21 protein-coding genes are annotated in these 24,713 nt (G+C 70.4%); 8 read left to right on the top strand and 13 right to left on the bottom strand.

Annotated elements, in window-relative coordinates; genetic code table 11:
- Window positions 1–72: 72 nt before the first annotated feature.
- Window positions 73–1,455: a glycine--tRNA ligase gene (locus AQJ91_RS04560; RefSeq protein ID WP_067016593.1), complete on the top strand. Its 1,383-nt coding sequence runs from the start codon at window positions 73–75 to the stop codon at window positions 1,453–1,455.
- A gap of 228 nt (window positions 1,456–1,683) precedes the next feature.
- On the opposite strand, the gene AQJ91_RS57705 is transcribed toward AQJ91_RS04560, so the two are convergent.
- From AQJ91_RS57705 to AQJ91_RS04545, 3 genes are read right to left on the bottom strand one after another with little or no spacing between them, the layout of a single operon-like run.
- On the bottom strand, window positions 1,684–2,415 hold the full coding sequence (locus AQJ91_RS57705; RefSeq protein WP_067016591.1) for an ATP-binding cassette domain-containing protein: 732 nt from the start codon (window positions 2,413–2,415) through the stop codon (window positions 1,684–1,686).
- Window positions 2,412–2,990: a GNAT family N-acetyltransferase gene (locus AQJ91_RS04550; protein ID WP_067016588.1), complete on the bottom strand. Its 579-nt coding sequence runs from the start codon at window positions 2,988–2,990 to the stop codon at window positions 2,412–2,414. The genes AQJ91_RS57705 and AQJ91_RS04550 overlap by 4 nt, the downstream gene beginning before the upstream one ends.
- Window positions 2,991–3,033: 43 nt before the next feature.
- Entirely contained in the window at window positions 3,034–3,588 is a 555-nt protein-coding gene (locus tag AQJ91_RS04545; RefSeq protein WP_067016586.1) for a hypothetical protein, read from the bottom strand.
- Between the two features lie 356 nt (window positions 3,589–3,944).
- On the opposite strand from AQJ91_RS04545, the gene AQJ91_RS04540 reads away from it, so the two are divergent.
- From AQJ91_RS04540 to AQJ91_RS04530, 3 genes are all read left to right on the top strand, one after another.
- Window positions 3,945–4,556: a LysE family translocator gene (locus tag AQJ91_RS04540; protein WP_067016584.1), complete on the top strand. Its 612-nt coding sequence runs from the start codon at window positions 3,945–3,947 to the stop codon at window positions 4,554–4,556.
- 69 nt (window positions 4,557–4,625) lie between these two features.
- A complete protein-coding gene (locus AQJ91_RS04535; RefSeq protein WP_067016581.1) occupies window positions 4,626–5,642 on the top strand; it encodes an aldo/keto reductase in 1,017 nt (338 codons plus the stop codon).
- A gap of 26 nt (window positions 5,643–5,668) precedes the next feature.
- Window positions 5,669–6,259 carry a TetR/AcrR family transcriptional regulator gene (locus AQJ91_RS04530; protein ID WP_067016579.1) on the top strand — a complete coding sequence of 197 codons (591 nt, stop codon included), beginning with the start codon at window positions 5,669–5,671 and terminating at the stop codon, window positions 6,257–6,259.
- A 12-nt stretch (window positions 6,260–6,271) separates the two neighbouring features.
- Here AQJ91_RS04530 and AQJ91_RS04525 read toward each other — a convergent pair whose 3' ends face one another.
- The 3 genes from AQJ91_RS04525 to AQJ91_RS04515 all read right to left on the bottom strand — a co-directional run bounded on the left by AQJ91_RS04525 (window position 6,272) and on the right by AQJ91_RS04515 (window position 8,413).
- Entirely contained in the window at window positions 6,272–6,592 is a 321-nt protein-coding gene (locus tag AQJ91_RS04525) for a hypothetical protein (protein ID WP_234381802.1), read from the bottom strand.
- A gap of 70 nt (window positions 6,593–6,662) precedes the next feature.
- Window positions 6,663–6,869 (bottom strand): hypothetical protein, encoded by a 207-nt coding sequence (locus AQJ91_RS04520; protein WP_067016576.1) that lies wholly within the window; start codon window positions 6,867–6,869, stop codon window positions 6,663–6,665.
- A gap of 113 nt (window positions 6,870–6,982) precedes the next feature.
- Complete coding sequence (locus AQJ91_RS04515) at window positions 6,983–8,413, bottom strand: MFS transporter (protein WP_067016574.1); 1,431 nt, start codon at window positions 8,411–8,413, stop codon at window positions 6,983–6,985.
- Between the two features lie 101 nt (window positions 8,414–8,514).
- Here AQJ91_RS04515 and AQJ91_RS04510 point away from each other — a divergent pair, with 101 nt between their 5' ends.
- Window positions 8,515–9,405 (top strand): helix-turn-helix transcriptional regulator, encoded by an 891-nt coding sequence (locus AQJ91_RS04510; RefSeq protein WP_067016572.1) that lies wholly within the window; start codon window positions 8,515–8,517, stop codon window positions 9,403–9,405.
- Window positions 9,406–9,487: 82 nt separating this feature from the next.
- On the opposite strand, the gene AQJ91_RS04505 is transcribed toward AQJ91_RS04510, so the two are convergent.
- Window positions 9,488–10,933, bottom strand: coding sequence for an MFS transporter (locus AQJ91_RS04505; RefSeq protein ID WP_067016570.1), 1,446 nt, complete (start codon window positions 10,931–10,933; stop codon window positions 9,488–9,490).
- Window positions 10,934–11,038: 105 nt separating this feature from the next.
- Between AQJ91_RS04505 and dusB the strand changes: the two genes are divergently transcribed.
- Window positions 11,039–12,208, top strand: a complete 1,170-nt coding sequence (gene dusB, locus AQJ91_RS04500; RefSeq protein WP_067016569.1) for a tRNA dihydrouridine synthase DusB — start codon at window positions 11,039–11,041, stop codon at window positions 12,206–12,208.
- A gap of 37 nt (window positions 12,209–12,245) precedes the next feature.
- On the opposite strand, the gene AQJ91_RS04495 is transcribed toward dusB, so the two are convergent.
- From AQJ91_RS04495 to AQJ91_RS04485, 3 genes are all read right to left on the bottom strand, one after another.
- A complete protein-coding gene (locus tag AQJ91_RS04495; RefSeq protein WP_067017206.1) occupies window positions 12,246–14,066 on the bottom strand; it encodes an alkaline phosphatase family protein in 1,821 nt (606 codons plus the stop codon).
- Between the two features lie 165 nt (window positions 14,067–14,231).
- A complete protein-coding gene (locus AQJ91_RS04490) occupies window positions 14,232–16,169 on the bottom strand; it encodes an amylo-alpha-1,6-glucosidase (protein WP_067016567.1) in 1,938 nt (645 codons plus the stop codon).
- Complete coding sequence (locus tag AQJ91_RS04485; RefSeq protein WP_067016565.1) at window positions 16,166–17,593, bottom strand: MGH1-like glycoside hydrolase domain-containing protein; 1,428 nt, start codon at window positions 17,591–17,593, stop codon at window positions 16,166–16,168. Before AQJ91_RS04485 ends, AQJ91_RS04490 begins: the two co-directional genes overlap by 4 nt.
- Before the next feature lie 284 nt (window positions 17,594–17,877).
- Here AQJ91_RS04485 and AQJ91_RS04480 point away from each other — a divergent pair, with 284 nt between their 5' ends.
- Both AQJ91_RS04480 and ppdK read left to right on the top strand, forming a co-directional pair.
- Entirely contained in the window at window positions 17,878–19,110 is a 1,233-nt protein-coding gene (locus AQJ91_RS04480; protein WP_067016563.1) for an ROK family protein, read from the top strand.
- A gap of 351 nt (window positions 19,111–19,461) precedes the next feature.
- Window positions 19,462–22,248, top strand: coding sequence for a pyruvate, phosphate dikinase (gene ppdK / locus AQJ91_RS04475; RefSeq protein WP_407696822.1), 2,787 nt, complete (start codon window positions 19,462–19,464; stop codon window positions 22,246–22,248).
- Window positions 22,249–22,493: 245 nt separating this feature from the next.
- On the opposite strand, the gene AQJ91_RS53355 is transcribed toward ppdK, so the two are convergent.
- Genes AQJ91_RS53355 through AQJ91_RS04465 form a run of 3 tightly spaced genes read right to left on the bottom strand, consistent with a single transcriptional unit; the run spans window position 22,494 to window position 24,503 of the window.
- The gene (locus tag AQJ91_RS53355; protein ID WP_159054481.1) at window positions 22,494–22,883 is read right to left on the bottom strand and encodes a hypothetical protein; all 390 of its coding nucleotides are present in this window, start codon (window positions 22,881–22,883) and stop codon (window positions 22,494–22,496) included.
- Between the two features lie 55 nt (window positions 22,884–22,938).
- Window positions 22,939–23,187, bottom strand: a complete 249-nt coding sequence (locus AQJ91_RS04470) for a hypothetical protein (protein ID WP_067016558.1) — start codon at window positions 23,185–23,187, stop codon at window positions 22,939–22,941.
- Window positions 23,184–24,503, bottom strand: coding sequence for a S8 family peptidase (locus AQJ91_RS04465; RefSeq protein WP_234381800.1), 1,320 nt, complete (start codon window positions 24,501–24,503; stop codon window positions 23,184–23,186). The genes AQJ91_RS04470 and AQJ91_RS04465 overlap by 4 nt, the downstream gene beginning before the upstream one ends.
- Between the last annotated feature and the right edge of the window lie 210 nt (window positions 24,504–24,713).

Below are 24,713 nucleotides of genomic sequence, written 5' to 3'. Positions count from 1 at the left end.
CCGCCGGTACCCTGAAGCATTCGCTCTGAAGCGTCTCGCTTCGTCGCCCGTCGTCGTAATGAAGAGAGCACCGTGGCCGCCGACAAGATCGACACCATCGTCAGCCTGAGCAAGCGCCGTGGCTTCGTATTCCCCTGTAGTGAGATCTACGGCGGCCAGCGCGCCGCCTGGGACTACGGGCCGCTGGGTGTCGAGCTCAAGGAGAACCTGAAGCGCCAGTGGTGGCGCTACATGGTGACGTCGCGCGAGGACGTGGTCGGCATCGACTCGTCCGTGATCCTGGCCCCCGAGGTGTGGGTGGCCTCCGGTCACGTCGCCACCTTCACGGACCCGCTGACCGAGTGCACCTCCTGCCACAAGCGGTTCCGCGCCGACCACCTCGAAGAGGCCTACGAGGCCAAGCACAACCGCATGCCGGAGAACGGCCTCGCGGACGTGAACTGCCCCAACTGCGGCAACAAGGGCCAGTTCACCGAGCCCAAGCAGTTCTCGGGTCTGCTGTCGACGCACCTCGGCCCGACGCAGGACTCCGGCTCCATCGCCTACCTCCGCCCCGAGACCGCGCAGGGCATCTTCACCAACTTCGCCCAGGTGCAGACCACTTCGCGCCGCAAGCCGCCGTTCGGCATCGCGCAGATGGGCAAGTCCTTCCGCAACGAGATCACGCCCGGCAACTTCATCTTCCGCACCCGCGAGTTCGAGCAGATGGAGATGGAGTTCTTCGTCAAGCCGGGCGAGGACGAGAAGTGGCAGGAGTACTGGATGGAGCAGCGCTGGAACTGGTACACCGGCCTCGGCCTGCGTGAGGAGAACATGCGCTGGTACGACCACCCGGCCGAGAAGCTCTCCCACTACTCCAAGCGCACCGCCGACATCGAGTACCGCTTCCAGTTCGGCGGCAACGAGTGGGGCGAGCTGGAGGGTGTCGCCAACCGCACCGACTACGACCTCGGCGCGCACAGCAAGGCCTCCGGCCAGGACCTCTCCTACTTCGACCAGGAGGCCGGCGAGCGCTGGACGCCGTACGTCATCGAGCCGGCCGCCGGTGTCGGCCGCGCGATGCTCGCGTTCCTGCTCGACGCCTACGTCGAGGACGAGGCCCCCAACGCCAAGGGCAAGCTGGAGAAGCGCACGGTGCTGCGCCTCGACCCGCGCCTGTCCCCGGTGAAGGTCGCGGTCCTGCCCCTGTCCCGCAACCCCGAGCTGTCCCCGAAGGCCAAGGGCCTCGCCCAGGCGCTGCGCCAGCACTGGAACATCGAGTTCGACGACGCGGGCGCCATCGGCCGCCGCTACCGCCGCCAGGACGAGATCGGTACGCCGTTCTGTGTGACGGTCGACTTCGACACGCTGGACGACAACGCCGTGACGGTGCGCGAGCGGGACTCGATGAAGCAGGAGCGGGTGTCGCTGGACCAGATCGAGGGCTACCTGGCGAGCCGCCTGATCGGCTGCTGACGTCCCAGTCGCTTTGGTGCCGGGTCCCTGTTCGCTTGGGGCCCGGCACCGTTGTGTCTGAAGTCCCGCGAGTTCTGCCTCGTTAGGAAGCCGGACGCAAGGCGGTCTCCTCGCAGACGTCTCGAACAGTGGCCGTACTCCCGGTCCGTCCTGCACTTCGTTCCACACCAGGACGTGCACGCGGCGCTCCGGCGGAGGGTTGGCGGCGCGAAGAGCGTCGAGGAACGGTCAGTTGACGGCGCCGCAGTTCTGATTGCCTTCGGCGAGGGTGTAGTCGCAGACGGCGAACTCCACTCCCAGGGCTGTGCCGGTGCTGATGTTCAGCGTGCCGGAGGAGGCGACGGTGAACCAGCCGCTGGTGTAGGTGCCCGCGCCAGGGACGTAGGCGCTGTACCGGGCACGCAGGTTGGCCTGACCGGTCTCGGCGCATTCATCGATGACCTTCAGCGACCACCGGTAGCTGCCCACGCCGACCCCGACCCCGTTCTCCCCGACCGGCAGCACCGCGGACACGAGCGTGGTGGTGACCGAGCCGCTGGCGTATGAGCAGCCCGTGGTGCTTGCGCCAGCGACCTGCACGGTCTTCTCTGTGACCGTGGGAAGGTCCGCGGCCTGCGCCTGGGTGACCCCAAGCCAGCACACCCCGGCCAGCACGGCACGTCCGGCCGCGTACGCCGTCGGGCCGAGCCCCGCGTCCGCTTCCAGCAGGAGCAGAGCGGACAGCCCGTGGGTCGCCGGGATCGTCTGTGCGATGGCCTGTACCGGGCCGGGCCAGAAGTCCAGAATGCGGCACAAGGTCGTCTTGCCCGCGCCGTTCGGGCCGAGCAGCCCGTGCACCTCGCCCGGCCCGACGGCCAGGCACACCCGGTCCAGCGCACACAGGTCCGGCCGGCCCTTGCGCGGATAGCGTCGGGTCAGCTCCCGGATCCCGATCGCGTTCCCGATCGCGTTGCCGGTCACTGGCCGGCCCCGTGCACGGGCATGGGCAGGTTCAGCAGCATGATGTGGGAGACGGGCTCATCGTGTGCCGGCTGCCAGTGGCCGATCTGGCGGTAGCCCCACGCGGCGTAGGCGGCGTGTGCCGGTGCGGCTTCCGGGTCGGGTCGCATCGCCAGCGTGACGCGCTCGACGCCCAGGCCCTCCAGGAGGTGGGCGTGCATCTGGGCGGCCACTCCCTGCCGCCGCCATCCGGTGCGTACCGCGAGTTCGACGATGCCCAGCGTGCGCGCGCCGGTCTCGGCCGCGAACTGAGCGGTCGTCTCCTCGTCCATCGCCTTCCACCAGCCGGTGTCCGGCGGCAGGGGGTAGCCGAAGGCGTAGCCGACGGGCAGGTCGCCGCAGCGGGCGATGACGAGGCGGGCGCGGGGAAGAAAGACCTCCTGCGCAAAGCGGTCCAGGAACTCGGCGATCTCCTTCGTGCCTTCGCAGTACGGCGGCTCGGCCCAGATCTCCTTGTACATCGGCAGCACGACGTCGAGCTGCACGGCGCACTCCAGCCCCTCCCACCGCTCCACCGTGATCGGCGGGCGCCCCATCCGTTCCCTCCCGTCCTCTGCCACCAGCCGAAGCCGACGTCTGCTAGAGCCAGTTCGGACCGACAGGAATGGTCCTGCGGGACCGCTCACCAACGCCGACGCCCCCCTTGATACTGATGCCCGCCATCGATATGACCGGGTAGCGGACAGACCTGCGGGTGCCGATGCCACCTCCGCCGGTCTTCAGCGTGGCGGGGTGGCGGACAGCCCTGCGGGTGCGGCCACCGACGCCCGAGCCGCTCTTCAAGGTGACGGGGCGGTGCACGGGCCTGCGGCCGCCGACGCTCGGTCCGGTCTTCAACGTGGCGGGGCGACGCATGGGCCTAAGGCTATCGACGCTCGGTCCGCTCTTCGCGGTGGCGGGGTAGCGGACAGACCTGCGGGTACCGACGCTCGGGCCGCCCTTCGCGGTGGCGGGGTAGCGGACAGACCTGCGGGTACCCATGCCGGGGCTGCCCTTCAAGGTGACGGGGCGGTGCACGGGCCTGCGGCTATCGATGCCCGGGCCGCCCTTCGCGGTGGCGGGGGAGAGGGCGGGTGTGCCCAGAGCAAGGGTGGGGGCCTCGGTGCCCACCTCAGGGTCCATAAGCGCGATCATGGGTGCGGTCCTTCCGACGTCGAAGCGGGTTCCGGCACGGCTGCGAACGCAGGCAGCGGCACTCAGCCGGGCTGCCTTTGTCCAGGGCCGATGGGACGACGAGACGCCGCGGTCGGCCTTCTGCCTCGTCGTCTGCGTCACCCCTCTCGGTGACGGCTCGCTCAGCGTCTGCTGATAGCACGCCGGCGAAAACCTGAAAGGTTATAGGGGCGCCCAGCGTCAACCGGCTACACGCCGAGGGGCACGGGACCGTGTCCGAGGGGTGGGGAAGGGCGTCCAGCGGAGCCGATTGGTCCGGCATCCCGGCCGCCGATTGGCCCTGTATCCGGGGACGCGGCGGCACAAGGGTGACGGGCATGAGCATCGCCTTCCTCCTCACCACCCTCGTGGTGGTCGCGACGCCCGGCACCGGCGTCGTCTACACCCTGGCGGCCGGACTGTCCCGCGGCCGCCGCGCGAGCGTGGTCGCGGCCTTCGCCTGCACGCTCGGGATCGTGCCGCACGTGTTGGCCACCGTCACCGGCGTGGCCGCGCTGCTGAACGCCAGTGCCGCCGCCTTCCAGGTCCTCAAGTACGCCGGTGTCGCCTATCTCCTCTACATGGCGTGGGCGACGGTGCGGGACAAGGAGACGATCACCGTCGAGCGGGACAGCGCGCCGGCCTCTGTCGGCCGCGTGATCGTGCGGGGCGTGCTGATCAACATCCTCAACCCGAAGCTGACGATCTTCTTCTTCGCGTTCCTGCCGCAGTTCGTGAGTCCGGGCGAGCCGGACGCGCTGGTGCGGATGCTGGTGCTGAGCGGGGTCTTCATGCTGGCGACCTTCGTGGTGTTCGCCGCGTACGGGGTACTCGCGGCCTCGGTGCGCAGTCACGTGATCTCGCGGCCACGGGTGATGGCGTGGCTGCGGCGGAGCTTCGCGGGGTCGTTCGTGGTGCTGGGAGCGAAGCTGGCGACGGCCGAGAGGTGACGACTGGCAGATGGCGAATGACAGCTGACAGATATTGAAATCTGTCAGCTGTCATGCCACGGTGGAGCCATGAAGACACGAAACCTCGGAACCACCGGCCCCCAGGTCTCCGCCCTCGGCCTCGGCTGCATGGGCATGTCCGCGCTGTACGGCGAGACCGACCGGGCCGAGTCCATCGCGACCGTCCACGCCGCACTGGAAGCGGGCGTGACACTGCTGGACACCGGTGACTTCTACGGCATGGGCCACAACGAGATACTGATCGGCGAGGCGCTGCGGTCGGCCCCCGCGGCCCGGCGTGAACAGGCGCTGGTGAGCGTGAAGTTCGGGGCGCTGCGGGGGCCCGACGGCGAGTGGGCGGGGTACGACGGACGCCCGGGCGCCGTGAAGAACTTCGCCGCGTACTCGCTCCAGCGCCTCGGCGTGGACCACATCGACGTGTACCGGATCGCCCGGGTCGACCCGGACGTACCGATCGAGGAGACCGTCGGCGCGATCGCCGAGCTCGTCGAGAAGGGGTACGTCCGACACATCGGCCTCAGCGAGGTCGGCGCCGAGACCGTCCGGCGGGCCGCCGCCACCGCTCCCATCGCCGACTTGCAGATCGAGTACTCGCTGATCTCGCGCGGCATCGAGGAGACCATCCTGCCGACCACCCGTGAGCTGGGCATCGCCATCACGGCGTACGGCGTCCTCTCCCGCGGTCTGATCTCCGGCCACTTCAGCCGGGACCGGCAGCTCGGCGCCAACGACTTCCGCGCCTTCTCGCCGCGCTTCCAGGGCGAGAACCTCCAGCACAACCTCGACCTCGTCGAGGCGCTGCGGAAGATCGCCGAACAGAAGGGCGTCAGCGTCGCGCAGATCGCCATCGCCTGGGTGCTGTCGCAGGGTCCGCGACACAACACGGACATCGTGCCGCTCGTCGGCGCCCGCCGCCGGGACCGCCTCGGCGAGGCGCTGGGCGCGCTCGACGTGACCCTCGACACCGCCGACCTGGCCGCCATCGAGGATGCGGTGCCTGCCGACGCGGCCGCGGGCGAGCGCTACCCGGAAGCCCAGATGGCACACCTCGACAGCGAGCGCTGACCGGCCCGCCAGGTACGGTCTCCTCCATGGCAGCGACCAGCGAAATCCTGACCGCCGAGCGCATCCTCGAAGCGACCGAGGAGGTGCTGCGCCGCCACGGCCCGGCCAAGGCCACCGTGGTGGACGTGGCCCGTGCGCTCGGCGTCAGCCACGGGAGCGTCTACCGGCACTTCCGTACGAAGGCTGCGCTGCGCGAGGCCGTCACCAAGCGGTGGCTGGACCGCACGTCGGACGCGCTGTCGGACATCGTCGCCGCGACGGACCGCGACCCCGAGTCCCGGCTGCGCGACTGGCTCGCGGCCCTCTTCGAGGCCAAGCGCCGCAAGGCGGGGGGGGACCCCGAACTGTTCGCCACGTACATGGTCCTGACCGCGGAGAACGGCGAGGCGGTCGCCGAGCACGTCGATGACCTGACTGGCCAATTGACGGAGATCGTGCGGGCGGGGGTGGAGTCGGGCACCTTCACGTCCGCCGACCCCGCGGCGACCGCGCGCGCCGTCTTCCAGGCCACGGGGCGCTTCCATGACCCCGGTTACGCGCGGGAGTGGGAACAGCCCGGCGTGGAGGGGGAGTTCACGGCGGTGGTGGATCTGGTGGTGCGGGGGTTGCGGGCCTAGGAGGCCGTCAGATCATCTGCCCCAGGACCCGAAGCCCACCAGATATGCCCAGCGCCACGCGTTCATACGCCGGTGGCCGCGCAGGCGTCCGACCCCGACCAGCAGCAGGTACAGCGCGGCGAAGACGCCGGTCACCGGGCCCCCGGTGCCGGGGCCCTCGAAGGACCACACGACCACAAGGGCGACGACCACGACCGCCAGGCCGGTGTGCGCGTCGCCGGTGTCGGCGCCGCAGACCACCCGCACCGCACGGCGTGACGCGCGCAGGTCGGACGTGTAGCGCTCCCGCGCCGCGGCCGGATCGGCGGCGCGACCCTCGGGCCAGTCCTCCACGGTCACCCCCTCTGCCAGGTCGGAGTCAGAGGAGCGTAACCCCCCCACCTGACCTGCGCGGCAGGGCCCGTCACGCACCCGTCGGGTCCACCGTCGCCTGGTGGGCCTCCGCCAGATGTTCCTCCGCCTTCAGCCACGGCAGGAACTGCGCGCCCTTGCGCCAGCCGCAGGTGTCGCATCTGATCGTGCGCTGTACGCCCGTGCGCTGCACGTGGACGACGTGTTCCCGCCCGTGCTGGTCCCAGCGGCTCACCTTGCTCGTGTTGATCTCCAGCATGACGCCTCCAGCGTCCGAGGACATCGAGTCTGCCCGCGCAGCAAGGAGTGTGCAGCAAGACCAACATCAACAGGGAGTCCGGCCCGGCGAGTTGTCCAACCTGTGGCCTGGGCTCAACCGATGGTCCGGGGCAGGCGCAGGCTCAGGAGACCGGTCAGGACCACGCCGACGAGTTGGACGGCGAGCGTCGTGATCAGGGCGTTCCGCATCCCCGTCGAGGTGGTGAGGGAGAGGAAGAGGGTGCCCAGAGTGGCCACACCGAGCGCCAGGGACGACTGTTGTGTGGTGGTCATCACGCCGCTGCCCACGCCCGCCCGCGCGGCCGGTACCTCGGCGAGAACGATCCGGAAGATCACCGGGAGCTGGAGCGCCTGGCCCCCACCCGCGATCGCCGCCCCGGGGAGCAGCGCGACGAGCCCGAGGTCGGGCCAGACGCGCCACGCGGCGAGGGCGATCAGAGCCACGCCCACGCCCTGGATCAGCGCCCCGGCCGTCACGACGCGCGTGCCGTACCGGGCGACCAGCCGCGGCCCAGCGAGCGAGACGAAGAAGAAGACGACCGCCATCGGTGCCAGCGCCAGCCCTGCCGGAACCGGCCCGAGCCCCGCGCCCTCCTGCAACGCCACCGCGATCACGAACATGAACCCGCTGAAGCCGATCGAGAACGGCACGATCATGACCAGCCCGCGCCGCAGAGACGTGAGCGCGAAGAGGCTGGGCGGTACGAGTGGCGTACGGCCCTGACGGTCCGCCCGGCGCTCCACCGCGTAGAACGCCCCCGCCACGAACGGGAACGCCGCCAGCGACAGCCACGTCCACAGCGGCCACCCCGCCGCCCGCCCCTCGGTGAGCGGCGCGAGGAGCGTGAGCAGCGACAACCCGAGTAGTACCGTGCCGGGGCCGTCGACCGGCTCCGGGCTCTGCGAGCGGGTCTCGGGTACGGCGCGGGCGGCGAGGAGCAGGCCGACGAGGACGACAGGGACGTTCACGAGGAACACCGAACGCCAGCCGGTGCCGGCGACATCGGCGGCGACCAGTACGCCGCCCAGGATCTGGCCCGCCACCATCGACAGCCCGGCGGTGGCGCCGTACAGCCCCATGGCCTTCGCACGCCGCGGCCCGCTGGTCGCCGCCTGGATCGTGGCCAGCACCTGCGGCAGCATCGCCGCCGACGCCGCGCCCTGCGCGACCCGCGCCGCCACCAGCGTCCAGGCGCTCGGCGCCAGCCCGCACGCCAGCGAGGTCAGCCCGAAGGCCGCCATGCCGCCGAGGAAGAGCCGACGCCGGCCGAACAGGTCGCCGAGCCGGCCCCCGAGGACGAGCAGCACGGCGTACGCCAACCCGTAACCGGCGACGACGAGTTCGAGGACCGACTCGCTCGCCGCGAGGTCCTGGCCGATGGTGGGCAGGGCGACGTTGACGATGAAGAAGTCGATGAGTGGGAGTGCCGCGGCCAGCAGCACCGTGAACAGTCCGAGGCCGCCCAGCGAGGGTGACGCGGCAGCGGTCCGGGCCTTGACTGAGGAGGGGATGGTTTCGCTCACAGAGACGAGCCTGCGCCTGCTCCCAGACTGGTACCAGAGTCTTCTTATCCTGGTACAAGCACTACCTGGAAACAGGGTCCGGGCGGCGGCAGGCTGGAGGCATGACGACCATGGCCCAGGAGACGGCACAGGAGACGGTGCCCCCGCGCGGGACGGCCGTGGCGGCGGTCCGGCGGCACGAACTCGCCGCCTTCCTGCGCCACCGCCGCGAGCACATCACCCCGGAACAGGTCGGCCTGCCCCGCGGCCGCCGACGCCGCACCCCCGGCCTGCGCCGCGAGGAGGTCGCCCACCTCTCGGCGGTCGGCGTCACCTGGTACACGTGGCTGGAGCAGGCCCGCGACATCCAGGTCTCCGTCCAGGTCCTGGACGCCCTCGCCCGCACCCTGCTCCTCGACGCCGGCGAACGCGCCCACCTCTTCCAACTGGCGGGCGCGGTGGACCCGACCCCCGCGACCAGCTGCCCGTCGGTCAACCCGGCGATGCGGTCCGTACTGGAACAACTGGAGCCGTATCCGGCCTGCCTGCAGGACAGCCGGTACGACATCCTCGCCTACAACCGCACGTACGGACTCCTGCTCTGCGACCTCGACGCGGTGCCGCCGGAGGACCGTAACTGCCTGGTCCTCTCCTACACGCACGACGACTGGCGCGCGTCGATCGTGCACTTGGAGGAGACCCAACGCCTCATGGCCGCCCGCTTCCGCGCCGCGATGGCCGGCCACCTGGGAGAGCCCGCCTGGAAGATGCTGCTGAAGCGGCTGCGTACGGAGTCCCAGGAGTTCTGCGAGGCCTGGGACCGGCATGAGGTGGTGGCCCACCGCACGAAGAGGAAGGAGTTCCTCAACCGACATGTGGGGCGGATCGTGCTGGACCATACGGACTTGTGGCTGAGCCCGGAGGTGGGGCCGCGCATGATCACGTACGTACCCGCGGACGAGGAGTCGAGGCTACGACTGGAGAAGCTGAACGAAATAGCGCAGGCGAGGTGACCAACCCAGGGGCGCGGGGCTGTGCACATGTGTGGCTCCGCCGCGTGGGCGCGATCAGCCCCCACAACCCGCAGCTGCCGAACTACGCGCTGACCCCGGCGGCTTCGCGAACCTCAACCGACTCCAGCCGCTCAGCAGTCCGCTCAGCAGACCTTCGAGCCCAAGCCCCGCTCGTCACCGCGCCCACGACAAGCACCGCCACCCCACACCCCGTGAGGATCCACCACCCCGGCCGCGCGGCAGACACGAACGCCTCCTTGTACGACGACGCCCCCACCCCGGAAGCCAACACCGCACCGACCACGGCCACGCCCAGCGTCTGCCCCAACTGCCGACTGGTGGAAGCCACAGCCGCCGCAACCCCGGCCTGAGCCCGCGGCATACCAGAAACCGCCGTATTCGTGATGGGCGCGTTCACGAACCCGAATCCGATACCGAAGAGCGTGTACCCGAGGAACAACGTGACGTTCGACGTCTCGGCCTCGAACGCGGCGAACAACCCCGCGCTCACCGTCATCGCACTACCGGCGATCAGCAACGGGACCCGCGGCCCCCGACTCCCCACCAGCCGCCCGGACAACGGCGCGCACAGGAACGTAGGCGCGGCCATCGGCAGCATCCACAGCCCGGCGTGCAGCGCGTCAAGGCCCCGGACGTTCTGCAGATACAGCGTCGACAGGAACAGGAACCCACCCAGCGCCGCGAACCCGCTGACCGCGATCACCGTGGCCCCACTGAACGGCGCGGAACGGAAGAAGCGCAGGTCGATGAGGGGTTCGGTACGGCGAGGCTCGTAGCAGAGGAGGCCCGCCAGCGCGCCGAAGGCGATGACCGCGAAGGGAACCACCGTGGCAACCCCCGCGTTCGGTGCCTCGATGATCGCGTACGTCAGGGAGCCGAACAGCGCGATGACGAGGATCTGCCCGACGGGGTCGGCGCGGCGGGCCTTGGGGGCGCGGGACTCGGGGACGTGGCGCAGGGTCAGCAGCAGCGCCGTGAGCCCCACCGGGAGGTTGATCCAGAAGATCGCGCGCCAGCCGACCGAGTCGACGAGCAGCCCGCCCACCAGAGGGCCGGCCGCCATGGAGATGCCGACCACCGCACCCCACACGCCGATCGCGCGGGCGCGTTCGCGCGGGTCGGTGAAGGTGTTGGTGATGATCGACATCGCGACCGGGTTCAGCATCGAACCGCCGACCGCCTGCACCATGCGGAAGGCGACGAGCGCGTCGAGGTTCGGCGCGACGGAGCACAGGGCCGAGCCGATCGTGAAGACGACCAGGCCCGCGATGAAGACGCGCTTGCGGCCGATCCGGTCAGCCGTGGAGCCGGCCAGCATCAGCAGCGAGGCGAGCACCAGCGTGTACGCGTCGATCGTCCACTGGAGGCCCGAGGTGCCGGCGTCGAGGTCGCGCTGCATGGAGGGCAGGGCGACGTTCAGGACGGTGTTGTCGAGGCTCACGATCAGCAGGCTCATGCAGCAGATCGAGAGCACGAGCAGGCGTCGGCGAGGGGTGAGCTCGGGCATGCGGGCCAGCGTACGCCGATTTCGATAGTGCGTCTAACTAATGACTGCCCCAAGATCCCGGCGACGGGATTCTGGGCACTCGCCGCCGTGCGCGACAATGGGTGGATGCCCACGACCGCTTCGCCCCTCCAGATCGGGCCGCACACCGTCCAGCCGCCCGTCGTCCTGGCCCCCATGGCCGGGATCACCAACGCGCCCTTCCGCACGCTGTGCCGGCACTTCGCCGGAGGCGAATCAAAGGATGGAGCCAGTGGCGGCAAGGGGCTGTTCGTCAGCGAGATGATCACGACGCGGGCGCTGGTCGAGCGCAACGAGAAGACCATGCAGCTGATCCACTTCGACGCGACCGAGAAGCCGCGTTCGATCCAGCTGTACGGCGTCGACCCGGCCACCGTCGGCAAGGCCGTCCGCATGATCGCGGAGGAGGGCCTCGCCGATCACATCGACCTGAACTTCGGGTGTCCGGTGCCGAAGGTGACGCGGAAGGGTGGCGGGTCGGCGCTGCCGTACAAGCGGAATCTGCTGCGGGCGATTCTGCGGGAGGCGGTGAGTGGGGCCGGGGAGCTTCCCGTGACCATGAAGATGCGCAAGGGCATCGACGACGACCACATCACCTTCCTCGACGCCGGGCGGATCGCCGTCGAGGAGGGCGTCACGGCCATCGCGCTGCACGGTCGTACGGCTGCCCAGCACTACGGCGGCACGGCCGACTGGGACGCGATCGCGCGGTTGAGGGAGCACGTCCCGGAGATTCCGGTGCTTGGCAACGGTGACATCTGGTCGGCGCAGGACGCGTTGCGGATGGTGCGGGAGACCGGGTGCGACGGGGTCGTGGTCGGGCGTGGCTGTCTGGGGCGGCCGTGGCTGTTCGCGGATCTGGTGGCGGCCTTTGAGGGCCGTGAGGAAGACATCCTGAAGCCGACGCTCCGCGAGGTCGCCGACATCATGGTCCGGCACGCCACCCTTCTCGGGGAGTGGATCGGTGACGAGGCGCGTGGCGTCATCGACTTCCGTAAGCATGTCGCCTGGTACCTCAAGGGTTTCGCGGTCGGGTCGGAGATGCGTAAGCGGCTCGCGATCACGTCGTCGCTTGAGGAACTCCGGGCGGGTTTGGACGAGTTGGACCTCGACCAGGCCTGGCCGGTTGGTGCGGACGGGCCTCGTGGGCGTACGTCCGGGAACAACCGGGTGGTGTTGCCGGACGGTTGGCTGAAGGACCCGTACGACTGTGCGGGGGTCGGCGAGGACGCGGAGCTGGACACGTCCGGCGGCTGAGGCGGGCCTCGGCTGAGGGCTCCGCCCCAGAGCCCGGTTACTCCTTCGACGGATGCGGGGTCGAGCCGTATGCCGTCAGGAAGCGGTCGCGGAATGCGCTCATCTTCCAGACGGGGGCGTTGGGGGCGGGTTGTAGGCCGTCCGTCCAGTTCCAACTGGTGGTCTTGCCCAAGACCTTCGGGTCCTTCGCGACGATCGAGATCGGGACGTCGCGGCTCGCGTCCGTGCCGCTGACGCGGGCTATCGGCTGGTGGTCGCCGAGGAAGACGAGGACCGTGTCGTCGGTGCCGTAGCGCTCCAGCCACTGGGTGAGGCTGGTGACCGAGTACTCGACCGACCTGCCGTACTCCTGCTTGGAGCGGGTCGAGTCGGCGATGATGTCCGCCGGCTTGGTGGCCGCCTTCTGGATCGGGCCGAAGAGCGAGCCGTCGCCCAGGTCGTCCCAGTCGACCATCTTCGGGAGCGGCGCCCAGGGCTGGTGGCTGGAGGTCAGGATGATCTCCGACATCAGGGGCTTGTCGCGCTTCTTGCCGTGGACCTGGCGCTGGAAGGCCTCCAGGGCGTACTGGTCGGGCATCGTGGACCAGCTGAACTTCGGGCCCTGGTAGCCGAGTTGGAAGGCGTTGTAGACCTTGTCGAGGCCGTAGAACTCCTGCTCCGGCCAGCCCTTCTGCACGCCCGGCATCACCCCGACCGTGTCCCACGCGCCGGTCTTCTGGAACGCCTTCGTCAGGCTGAGGTGGTCGCTGGACATCACCGTGCGGTAGCGCTGCTGGTTGTCGATCCACAGGCCCGACATGGTGGTCGAGTGGCCGAGCCAGCTGCTGCCGCCGAATGTCGCCGACGTCAGCCAGCCGCTCTTGGCGTGGAAACCGGCGTCCGTGAGGGCCTTGGTGCTGGTGTCGAGGGTCTTTTCCACGCCGGGTGCGATCACCGGGTCCGTGAGCGCGCTGCGGCCGTAGCTCTCGATGAACGTGAAGATGACGTCCTTGCCGCGCAGGTCGGGGAGTAGTTGGTCGGGCGGGGTGGCGCCGAAGCTGTCGGCCCTCGCCTCCTTCGCGAACGCCGCCTCGTCCCGCAGCGTGTCCTTCACCCTGTGCGCCTGCACCTTGAGGACGCCGGCGGTGTGGTCCGCGGCGATCGGCACCCCGGCGACCTCCAGACCGAACGCCGAGCAGGTGATCCAGACGGTGCCGGCGACCAACGCGCCCTTGGAGGCGCGGGGTTTGTACCGGGCGAGGAGATTCGACAGCAGGACCATGGCCAGCGCGACCAGCACGATCAGGAGGACCACGAGGACTACGACGCCGATGGTGAGGAGGAGCGTGGTCCCGCCGCCCAGCGAGTCCTCCAGGTAGGAGTGGGCGTCGTCCAGCAGGCCCCAGTCCAGGACGATGTTGAAGTGCCGGCCCAGGTACTCGTTGTAGCCGAGGTCCAGGACGTTCACGACGGTCAGGGCGCCCAGGGCCGCGCCCGAGAACGCCGCCACGATCAGGCGGGGGCGGCGCGGGAGGATGAGGAGAACGGCCGCTCCGATGATGGCCTCCGCGGGGAGGCGTACGAACTCCCGGAGCCTGAGGTTGCCCAGGGTGTTCGGCATCTGGAGGCAGACGTATACGAGTACGGCGGCCAGGGCGGTGACCGTCCAGCGGAGGTGTCGCCTCCATGCCTCGGCTTCGCCTTCGGCCGGGTTGTTCCCACCCGCACCACCGGTGCTGCTTTCGTCGTCGGGTGCCGGTGGCCCCTGGGGCTCCTGTGGGGCGTCCTCGCCGTCGGCGGCTGCGGGTTCGTCGTTCGTGGGTGCCGTCGGCTCGTCTTTCGTACCGGGCAGTTGACGTGTGCGCGTGAAGACAGGCAGCACCCGAAGGTCCTTCCGTGCGAAGCCCCTGGCGGAGTGGTGTGGCGGGCCATGCTGGGGAGGCTGGAGGCCCGCCGTCATCCCGTACGGCCAGCCTCCGGACCTTGTTCAGCCACTCCGCCCCAGCGCTCGGCAAACACCACACAAACGCCAGGCCAACACCCCCTAGGCCCCACCCACCGCCGTGAGCAGCGCCAACGGCGCAGCCGCCGACCGGGATTCCCGTACGCACGCGTGCGGGTACGGCACCGGCTCCGCGTGGGTGTCGCGGCCGTACCCGGCCAGGACCTCCGGCAAGCGGTGGCCCGTCGCCGTCGCCGCGTCGACCAGCGCGTGGGCGACCGTGCGGGCCTCGTCGTGCAGGCCGTAGCGGGCCAGGCCCAGGGTGATCAGGGCGTTGTCGTGCGGCCAGACCGAACCGCGGTGGTAGGAGAGGGGGTGGTAGGCCGGTTGGCCGGAGGCCAGCGTCCGTACGCCCCAGCCCGAGAAGAAGTCCGGTTCCGTCAGCCGCCGGCCGACCAGCTCGCCGTACTCCTTGTCCAGCAGCCCGGACCACAGCAGATGCCCGGCGTCCGAGGCCAGCGCGTCCACCTGGCGGCCGTCCCCGTCGAGGGCGAGGGCGGGGAAGGTGTGCTCCGGCATCCAGAAGTCCCGCTGGAAACGGTCGCGCAGGTCGCCCGCCGCCTGTTCCAGGAGGGCCGCGTAGGTCTCGTCGTTCCAGGCCGTGCGCGCCACCCACGCCGTGCGGCGCAGGGCGTCGTACGCGTAGCCCTGGGCCCCCGCCGCCATCACCGGACCGTTGGGGCGGGTGCCGTCGGCCGAGCAGATGGCGCCGGGGGAGTCCTTCCAGTTCTGGTTGGCCAGGCCGCCCTGGTCGGCGCGGTAGACCAGGTAGCCGCGGGACGTGAGTCCGCCGTGGTCCAGCATCCAGCCGATCGCGGCACGGGCGTTGGGCTCCAGACGGCGGGCCAGGTCCGTGTCACCCGTGTGTTCGACGTACGCACCGAGGAGGACCAGGAACAGCGGCGTCGCGTCCACCGAGCCGTAGTAGCGGCCGTACGGCACCTGCCCGAAGTGAGCCAGCTCGCCGTGCCGCACCTCGTGCACGATCTTGCCGGGCTGGGCGACCGACTCCGGGCCAGTCTCCGTCGCCTGCGTCGCGGCGAGCGCGGGGAGTGTGGCGGCGGCCAGCTGGGGGCGGTAGGGGAGGGCGAACAATGACGTGAGGAGGGCGTCGCGGCCCAGCAGGGTCAGGAACCACGGGGCTCCCGCCGCCGGTACGCGCACCTCCTCGCCGTCCAAGCCCCTCGCCGGGACCTGGAGCGAGGCCAGGTCGGCCAGGCCGCGCGCGCAGGCCGCCGCCAGTTCCGGCCAGCCGGTCGGGAAGGCCACGCCCTCCACGAACTCGCCCTCCATCGCGAGGAGTTGGGCGTTGACGGCGGCGGGGGAGCGGGGGACTCGGAGGGCCCGTTTGTCACCGTGCGGGCGGGCCATCACGCGCAGCGTCAGCTCCGCGGTGCCGTGCGGTTCCAGGTCCAGGGTCCACACCATGCGGCGGGCGCCGGTGCCGGTCTCCTCGACGCCGTCGGGGGCGGGCTCGGCCGTCACCGTCGTACAGGACCGCCACTCGCCGCGCTGGTACGTGAACTCCACGCCATGGTCGAGGACTTGGCGGAAGCGGGTGGCGCCGGTCTTGGCGTAGGTGCGGTAGTCGGAGCGGAGTTCGAACTGGTCCGTGAAGTCGGCGTCGGCGGTGACCGCGAGGCGGACTGTCGTCGGCACCGGGCGGTTGCTGGTCACCCGCAGGGACTCGATGAACGAGCCGTCCCCGACCGCCTGTTCACGGAAGAGTGTGTAGGCGGGGGGTTCCGTGCGGCCTCCGCGCGGGACGAGTACACAGCGCGCGGTGTCACCGTCGGCGACCGGCGCGAGTGCCTCCGGCACGGCGCCGTCGACGGTCAGCTGCCAGCGGCTCAGATGCCGGGCGTCCCGTACGAATAACCCGTCCGGGGAGGTACCGCCCCGGACGCCGCTGATGTCCCCGCCGTCGCCCACGGCGGCGAACGTCCCCCCGTGCACGAGCAGATGATGCCGGTCCGTCATCCCCGGTCCCCTCCCTTGCTTGCCGTGACTGTTGTGACTTCCATGACCGTTGTGTCGCTGACCGTCGTGTCGCTGTGCAGCAGGTCGAGCGTGAGCGCCGCCGTCCAGCTGAAGCCGGTGGCCCCGCAGGCCTCGCCCGTGTACGGGTCGACGTACTCCGCGAACCCGGAGGTGTCGGCGATGTCCAGCACCGCGTCCCGCAGCGTGTCGGCCCGGGCCTGTTCGCCGTGCGTGCGCAGTCCGCGCTCCACCAGCCAACTGGTGTTGAACCAGGCCGGCCCCCGCCAGTAGCGGTGCGGGTCGAAGGCCTCGCCGAGCAGGTCGAAGCTGGGCACGAGGCGGGTGGTGTCGCCGAGACCGAAGTGCTCCGAGCACGCCGTCCGTACGACCGTCGACGCGAGGTCGCGGGGCAGTGTCGGCAGTAGCAGCGGGATCAGGCCGGAGACGCTGCGCTCGGGGATGAGGTCCCCCGAGACCACGTCCCGGCAGAAGAACATGCCCTCCGCCGGGTCCCAGAGGCGCTCGATCAGCGCCACCGTCAGACGCTCCGCGCGCGCGTGCCGAGCCGTGCCGGGCGCCCCCAGCTCCTGCGCGATCCGCGCCAGCGCGTGCTCCGACGCGATGAGCAGGGCGTTGAAGGCCGGGTCCTCGACCGCGAACTCACTCGCCCCGGCCCCATTTCCCCCGCCCAGCCCGGCTCCTTTACCCCCGCCCAGCCCGGCTCCTTTACCCCCGCCCAGCCCGGCTCCTTTACCCCCGCCCAGCCCGTCCCTGTAGTCGCCGTCCCGGTAGTCCGCCGCCAGCCGTACGTACCGCCCGTAGTCCAGGTCCGTCGGCCGGTCCTCCGCCGCCCCGTGGTCCAGGTCGGCACGTCGGAACGAGCGGGCCGGGGCCGGGGTGATGCGTGCGAGCGGGGCGTCCCAGCAGGGGCTGTTGTCCATGCCCTGCTCCCAGGGGTGCACGACCGACGCCAGGCCGCCGCCGCCCAGGTCGCGGCGGTGCAGCAGATAGCGGTGCCAGGCGGCCAACCGCGGGTAGACCCGGGTCAGGAAGCCGCGCGCCCGGGACAGTCCCGGGTCCGCGCAGTGCACCAACCACGCGGCCAGCGCGTGCACCGGTGGCTGCACGATCCCCGAGGTCTGTACGGTGCGCGGGGCGCCCGCAGCGCGCCCCGCGGTCGAGGAGCGCCAGAAGTCGGGGCTCGGGAAGTACGCGTCGAGCGGAACGGAGGGGTTGAAGACGATGTGCGGGATCCGCCCGTCGCCCCACTGGGCGCCGAGCAGCGTCTCCAGCTCCGTCTGCGCCCGCAACGGCGACAGATGGCGCAGCCCGATGGCGATGAAGGCCGAGTCCCACGACCACTGGTGCGGATACAGGCCACGCGAGGGCACCGTCGACGTGCCCGTCCAGTTGCCCTCCAGCACCTGGGCTGCCCTGACGTGCAGTGAATGCGATGCCGCAGCCGGATCGTATGCAACGGCCCCGGGGCCCGTTACCTCACCATGGCCGGAAAAGGGAGGTGAGGTCGTGGTGCGTGTGGGGTCCACGACTTCCCAGTGACGGGCGGTGAGTTGGGCGCTGCGATCCACTCAGGGCTCCCCGAAGACGACGGGCCGATCGGTTCGGCACTGGCTACCGTAGGGTTACGTCTATTTAACACGCAAAACTCAATATGTAATGCAAGGTTGAGAAACACAAGGGGGTGCGCATGACCGGACGGCCGGGCAGTAGGACGGGCAGGACCACCAGAGGAAGCAGTCAGGCCAGCGCCGGGGAGCTGCTCGAACTGGTGCGCAGTGGACACGCGACGACCCGTGGTGCCCTCCAGCAGGCCACCGGCCTCTCCCGCGCCACCGTCGGCCAGCGCCTGGACCGCCTCTTCCGCGCGGGCTGGCTGCGCGAGGGCGCCGGCGGTCCCGTGGACTCCCCGCTGGGCGGCCGCCCCTCCATCACCCTGGAGTTCGACGACGCCCATGCCGTCGTCCTCGCCGCCGACCTCGACACCCGCCATGCCCGCGCCGCCGTCCTGTCCCTGACCGGCGAGATCCTCGCCGAGCACAGCGGCACGCTGGTCATCGAGGACGGGCCGGATGCGGTGCTCGGTGAGCTGGGACGCTGGTTCGGCGAGCTGCTGGAGAAGGCGGGGCACCGGGCCGACGAGGTCTGCGGCATCGGGATCGCCGTGCCCGGGCCGGTGGACAGCGAGACCGGCCGGGTGGTGCAGCCGCCGATCATGCCGGACTGGGACGGCTACGACATACGGGGGCGCCTGGCCCGGGCCTTCACCGAGCACACGGGGGCCGCCCAGGTGCCGGTCCTGGTCGACAACGACGCCAACCTCATGGCGTACGGCGAACAGCGCACGGCGTATCCCGACTGCTCGGCGTTCGTGCTGGTCAAGGTGTCCACCGGTATCGGTGCCGGAGTTGTGGTCGACGGCTCGGTCTTCCGGGGCGTCGACGGGGGCGCGGGCGACATCGGGCACATCCGGGTGGGCGCCGACGCGCTGTGCCGGTGCGGGTCCTACGGTTGTCTGGCCGCCGTCGCGAGCGGTGGCGCCGTGGCCCGGCGGCTGGCGGAGACGGGCGTACCGGCGGCGTCCGGCTCAGATGTGCGGGACCTGCTGGCGTCCGGGCATCCGGGGGCGGCCGCGCTGGCGCGGGAGGCCGGGCGGCAGGTCGGGGACGTCCTCGCGACGGTCGTGACGCTGCTCAATCCGGGTGTGCTGATGATCGCCGGGGATCTGGCCGGAACTCCCTTCCTCACCGGCGTACGGGAGCTGCTCTACCAGCGGGCGCTGCCGCGCTCGACCGCTCATCTGGACGTGGTGACCTCGCGGCTCGGGGAGCGGGCCGGGCTGGTGGGGGCCGGGGCGATGGTCGTCGAGTATCTGTACGCGCCGGAGCGGGTGGAGGAGCGGCTGCGGGCGCTCGGCGTATGACGCGTATGGCGCGTATGGCGCGTATGACGTCTTTGTTTCCGTCCGGACATCCGTCCGCATGGTGAAATCCCGGCGCCTGTGGAAGCGTGATTCTCGCCACCCCTGATAAGGGGTGCGCTCAGATGAGCGGATCTTGGGCGACTGCACTTCGTGGAGGGGTGGCACTGAGTGCCACCCCTTGATCGTTCATCGATCGAAATCATACGTGCTGATAGCTGCTCATCTGAGCGACACCTGGCTTCCGTGGACGGTGATGCGTTCAAGAAGTGAAAACATGCACCGGTCTCTGCTTGCCAAGCTTTGACTTTTGATCCGCTGGCGGACGAGTGGTTACAGGCGTATGACGCACAAGTGGACGTACCCAGACGCCTTCGATCTGGGTATGTTCCTCGCCGTCAGGGCAGCCACCGCGTCCTCGAGGAGTTGGGACCCGTGTCGGAAGAAACAAAGTTCGTTTACGACTTCACCGAGGGCAACAAGGACCTCAAGGACCTCCTCGGCGGCAAGGGCGCGAACCTCGCCGAGATGACCAACCTGGGCCTTCCGGTTCCTCCGGGCTTCACGATCACCACCGAGGCCTGCAAGGTCTACCTCGACAGCGGCGACGAGCCGGCGGCACTGCGTGACGAGGTGACTGCGCACCTCGACGCGCTGGAGCAGCGCATGGGCAAGAAGCTCGGCCAGGCCGACGACCCGCTGCTCGTCTCCGTCCGCTCCGGCGCGAAGTTCTCCATGCCCGGCATGATGGACACCGTCCTGAACATCGGCCTCTCCGACAAGTCCGTGCAGGGCCTCGCCAAGCAGGCCGGCGACGACCGGTTCGCCTGGGACTCCTACCGGCGCCTCATCCAGATGTTCGGCAAGACCGTCCTCGGCGTCGACGGCGACCTCTTCGAGGAGGCGCTGGAGCAGGCCAAGGTGACCAAGAAGGTCACGGTCGACACCGAGCTGGAGGCGGCCGACCTCAAGAAGCTCGTCACCAAGTTCAAGAAGATCGTCAAGACCCAGGCAGGCCGGGACTTCCCGCAGGACCCGCGCGAGCAGATGGACCTCGCCATCCACGCGGTCTTCGACTCCTGGAACACCGACCGCGCCAAGCTGTACCGCCGCCAGGAGCGCATCCCGCACGACCTGGGCACGGCCGTCAACGTCTGCTCGATGGTGTTCGGCAACCTGGGCCCCGACTCGGGTACGGGTGTGGCGTTCACGAGGGACCCCGCCTCCGGCCACCAGGGCGTGTACGGCGACTACCTGCAGAACGCCCAGGGCGAGGACGTGGTCGCGGGCATCCGCAACACCGTCCCGCTCGCGGAGCTGGAGAAGATCGACAAGAAGTCGTACGACCAGCTGATGCAGATCATGGAGACCCTGGAGAACCACTACAAGGATCTCTGCGACATCGAGTTCACCATCGAGCGCGGCCAGCTGTGGATGCTCCAGACCCGCGTCGGCAAGCGCACGGCGGGCGCGGCCTTCCGCATCGCCACCCAGCTGGTGGACCAGGGCCTGATCGACGAGGCCGAGGCGCTGCAGCGCGTCAGCGGCGCCCAGCTCGCGCAGCTGATGTTCCCGCGCTTCGACGACGAGGCGAAGGTCGAGCAGGTCGGCCGGGGCATCGCGGCGTCGCCGGGTGCGGCGGTCGGCAAGGCGGTCTTCGACTCGTACACCGCGGTGAAGTGGTCGCGTTCCGGCGAGAAGGTCATCCTGGTCCGCCGGGAGACCAACCCCGACGACCTCGACGGCATGATCGCGGCGGAGGGCATCCTGACCAGCCGCGGCGGCAAGACCTCGCACGCCGCCGTGGTGGCGCGTGGCATGGGCAAGACCTGTGTGTGCGGTGCCGAGGAGCTCGAGGTCGACACCAAGCGGCGCCGGATGACGGTCCTGGGCGGGCATGTGGTGGAGGAGGGCGACCTGATCTCCATCGACGGGTCGTCCGGCAAGGTGTACCTGGGCGAGGTGCCGGTCGTCCCGTCTCCCGTCGTGGAGTACTTCGAGGGCCGGATGCACGCGGGCGCCCACGACGCCGACGAACTGGTCGAGGCCGTGCACCGGATCATGGCCTTCGCCGACCGCAAGCGCCGCCTGCGGGTGCGCGCCAACGCGGACAACGCCGAGGACGCGCTGCGCGCCCGCCGCTTCGGCGCCCAGGGCATCGGCCTGTGCCGTACGGAGCACATGTTCCTCGGCGACCGCCGTGAGCTGGTGGAACGCCTGATCCTGGCGGACACGGAGGCCGAGCGCGAGGAGTCGCTGAAGGAGCTTCTCCCGCTCCAGAAGCAGGACTTCGTGGAGCTCTTCTCGGCGATGGACGGTCTGCCCGTCACCATCCGCCTCCTCGACCCGCCGCTGCACGAGTTCCTGCCGGACATCACCGAGCTGTCGGTGCGCGTGGCGCTGGCCGAGTCCCGCCAGGAGCCGCACGAGAACGAGCTGCGCCTGCTCCAGGCGGTGCACCGGCTGCACGAGCAGAACCCGATGCTGGGCCTGCGCGGGGTGCGCCTGGGCCTGGTCATCCCGGGCCTGTTCACGATGCAGGTACGGGCGATCGCGGAGGCGGCGGCCGAGCGGAAGTCGGCGAAGGGCGACCCGCGAGCGGAGATCATGATCCCGCTGGTGGGCACGGTCCAGGAGCTGGAGATCGTCCGCGAGGAGGCCGACCAGGTCATCGCGGAGGTCCAGGCGGCGACGGGTACGGAACTGAAGCTGGCGATCGGCACGATGATCGAGTTGCCGCGGGCCGCGCTGACGGCGGGCCAGATCGCGGAGGCGGCGGAGTTCTTCAGCTTCGGCACGAACGACCTGACCCAGACGGTGTGGGGCTTCAGCCGGGACGACGTGGAGGCGAGCTTCTTCACGGCGTACCTGGAGAAGGGCATCTTCGGCGTCAGCCCGTTCGAGACGATCGACAAGGACGGCGTGGGTTCGCTGGTGAAGCTGGCCGCGGAGGCCGGCCGCGCCACCCGCCCCGACCTGAAGCTCGGCGTCTGCGGTGAGCACGGCGGTGACCCGGAGTCGGTCCACTTCTTCCACGAGGTGGGTCTGGACTACGTCTCCTGCTCGCCGTTCCGGATCCCGGTGGCGCGGTTGGAGGCGGGGCGTGCGGCCTCGCAGTCGGTGGGCAGCGACCACCGCTAGTGCCCCAACAGGCGACATTCGCCCCGTCGCGACGCCCGGTACGCTCCCCCACTGCCCAAGGGCGTGGGAGGTGCCCCCACTCGCCGCACCGGGCACAAACCCAAGTACGTCCAGTACGAGGGCTTGTTACCCGGCACGCCGAGAGCACGCACCGGACGCCGCTCCTTGACGGGCGAACGTTGCCTGCCGGGGCACCAGGCCCTACGGCCACTGAACCCCGGGACTGCCGTCGAGTCACCCGACCCTCACGACCGCGGCGGCAGTTCCGGCTCACGAAGAGAGGGCGGCACCTTGTGCGGGGTGCCGTCCTCTCGTGCGTGTCGTACGGGGTCGCGCCCACGCTTCCGGCAAAGACGTACGACGGTCCCGACGCCGCCGACCGACTCGCGCGCGAGCGGACCTTGTTGCGGGGGCTGCGGGGTGGCGGGCAGGTGCCCGTGCCCCCACTGCTCCGGGCCGGCGAAGGCACCCTGACGCTCGGCTTCGTCCCCGGGGTGCACGGCCAGGAACTCATCGACGCCGGGCGCGCGGAGGACGTGCTCCGTTCCCGCGGGGAGGTGCTGCGCCGGATCCACGCGACGCCGGCGGACCTGCCGGCCCCCGGGGCGGCAGGCCCGCGCGATGTGCTGGTGCATGGTGACTTCGGGTCACCGCGGGCTGGCGGGAGTAGCCCGGCCGGCGTTCACGGGATCACTGGATCGGGGAGTCGGGCGGGGGGAGTTGGATGGTGCGCTCCCGGTCCACGGCTTCGACGCCGTCGACCGCCTCCAGGGCCGGCAGCCGGTCCTCCGGGACGGTGCCGGAGAGCGTGCCCAGGACCGGCTGCTCGCCCGTGACCGTCAGCCCGGCCCGCCGCAACGCCTCGACCACGTCCGCGAACCGGTCGGGGTCGACCGCGAGGACGACCCCGACCGGCTCGGACTGGGACGACTCGCTCACGGGGCCTGGAGCAGGCCCGTGCCGACGTCCCTGACGGGCTGCACCATCGGGAACGCGCTGGCCTTCAGACTGGCCATGAGCTCGGCCGCGGAAGCGTTGGGGTTCGCCTGGGCGAGCAGTGCGATGACACCCGCTGCGTGCGGGGTGGCCATGCTGGTGCCGCTCAGAACCCGGTACCCGCCGTCAGGGGCGGCCGAGTGCACGTCTCTGCCGGGCGCGGCGATGTTGATCTCGCCGCCCTGGTCGTTGATGCCGCCGTTGGAGAAGAACGACGGGTTGAGCGCCTTGTCGAGCGCGGCCACCGCGAGGATGGAGGGGCAGTTGGCAGGCCGGCTGACGGGCACGATGGAGCCCGGCCGCATACTGTCGTTGCCCGCGGCGGCGACGATCACCGTCCCGTGCCTGAGCACGCGCTGGGCCAGGATCTCGTACGTCTGCGGGAAGAGCTCACCCGGCCGGACCCGGGCACCGAGCGACATGGAGATCACCTTCGCGCCCTGGGAGACGGCCCAGGCCATGGCCGCCAGGATCTGGCCGTCGCTGCCGCTGCCCGCGTTGTTGAGCACTTTGGCCGCGAGGATCTGCGCGTCGGGCGCCACGCCGTAGCGGGGGCCCTGCCGGGGGTGGGCCGAACCGGCGGCGGTGCCGATGCAGTGCGTGCCGTGGCCGTTGCCGTCGTCGGCGGTCTCGTTGGGCACGAAGGAGACCGTCGCCGGGATGCGCCCGGCCAGGTCCGGGTGGTCGGCGTCCACGCCGGTGTCGAGGACGGCGATCTTCACACCCTTTCCGGTCAGGTGGGACAGGTTGGCCCGGATCGCCTGGAGGCCCCAGGTCCAGTCCTTCTCGTGCCAGGCCGGGCCATGGCCGGTGGCGATCTCGGCCTCGGTGTGGCGGCTGACCACTTCCTCGTCGCTGCGGAAGGCCGGGAAGAACTCGGTCGGCGCCTGGTGCGGGGCGGTGATCGGCATGGCGTAGACCATGCGCTCCGGCTCGGCGGCGATGATCGAGGACTCCGCCTCGGCCGAGGTCACCAGCGCGTGACGCTGCTCGGGCCGCACCTCGACGACGACGGCGGCGAGGTCTTCGAAGAGCACCGAGACATCGGGGCGCTCGAGGAGTTCGGCGACGTTCGCGGTCTCTGATCCTCGGACACGTTCGACGGACGCGATGTCGGCGTTGGAACGCAGTGCGTTCAGTCCGCTTTCCTGGTTACTCGGGTCGAGCAGGACCACGTACCGACCGGTGTACTCCGAGTGCTGGCCGGTGAGGGGGCCAGTGGGCCGATCGGGCTGCTCGCCGAAGGCGCGCCTGTCCATGGGTCCGTTCGCCATTGAATTCCCGCTTTCTGTGTGCGTCCCCCCTTCGTGGACGCGCGTCGATTCACGAAGGGGGAGGCGCCAGGGATGGTGGGCCCGTGCGGTCGTGTATCGACGCGTGGTGCCGTGACCTGCAAGGCGGTCCCTTGCCAGGCCGTCGGCGTTGCCCCCTCGAACACCGTTGCACTGGGTCCGGAGGCCCGCAACACA

This window comes from Streptomyces dysideae (assembly GCF_001514305.1).
GTDB lineage: Bacteria > Actinomycetota > Actinomycetes > Streptomycetales > Streptomycetaceae > Streptomyces > Streptomyces dysideae.
The sequence above is the reverse complement of the archived record's forward strand: the minus strand, read 5'-3'. Positions and strand labels throughout refer to the sequence as shown.

Bases quoted from the DNA above. Each gene is read 5' to 3' on its own strand.
- AQJ91_RS04535 (WP_067016581.1), top strand. From the start codon at position 4,626: ATGAAGACACGAAACCTCGGAACCACCGGCCCCCAGGTCTCCGCCCTC.
- AQJ91_RS04530 (WP_067016579.1), top strand. From the start codon at position 5,669: ATGGCAGCGACCAGCGAAATCCTGACCGCCGAGCGCATCCTCGAAGCG.
- AQJ91_RS04510 (WP_067016572.1), top strand. From the start codon at position 8,515: ATGACGACCATGGCCCAGGAGACGGCACAGGAGACGGTGCCCCCGCGC.
- AQJ91_RS04545 (WP_067016586.1), bottom strand. From the start codon at position 3,588: ATGATCGCGCTTATGGACCCTGAGGTGGGCACCGAGGCCCCCACCCTT.
- AQJ91_RS04465 (WP_234381800.1), bottom strand. From the start codon at position 24,503: ATGGACAGGCGCGCCTTCGGCGAGCAGCCCGATCGGCCCACTGGCCCC.
- AQJ91_RS04540 (WP_067016584.1), top strand. From the start codon at position 3,945: ATGAGCATCGCCTTCCTCCTCACCACCCTCGTGGTGGTCGCGACGCCC.
- AQJ91_RS04505 (WP_067016570.1), bottom strand. From the start codon at position 10,933: ATGCCCGAGCTCACCCCTCGCCGACGCCTGCTCGTGCTCTCGATCTGC.
- AQJ91_RS04490 (WP_067016567.1), bottom strand. From the start codon at position 16,169: ATGACGGACCGGCATCATCTGCTCGTGCACGGGGGGACGTTCGCCGCC.
- dusB (WP_067016569.1), top strand. From the start codon at position 11,039: ATGCCCACGACCGCTTCGCCCCTCCAGATCGGGCCGCACACCGTCCAG.
- AQJ91_RS04480 (WP_067016563.1), top strand. From the start codon at position 17,878: ATGACCGGACGGCCGGGCAGTAGGACGGGCAGGACCACCAGAGGAAGC.
- AQJ91_RS04520 (WP_067016576.1), bottom strand. From the start codon at position 6,869: ATGCTGGAGATCAACACGAGCAAGGTGAGCCGCTGGGACCAGCACGGG.
- AQJ91_RS04550 (WP_067016588.1), bottom strand. From the start codon at position 2,990: ATGGGGCGCCCGCCGATCACGGTGGAGCGGTGGGAGGGGCTGGAGTGC.
- AQJ91_RS53355 (WP_159054481.1), bottom strand. From the start codon at position 22,883: ATGCACCAGCACATCGCGCGGGCCTGCCGCCCCGGGGGCCGGCAGGTC.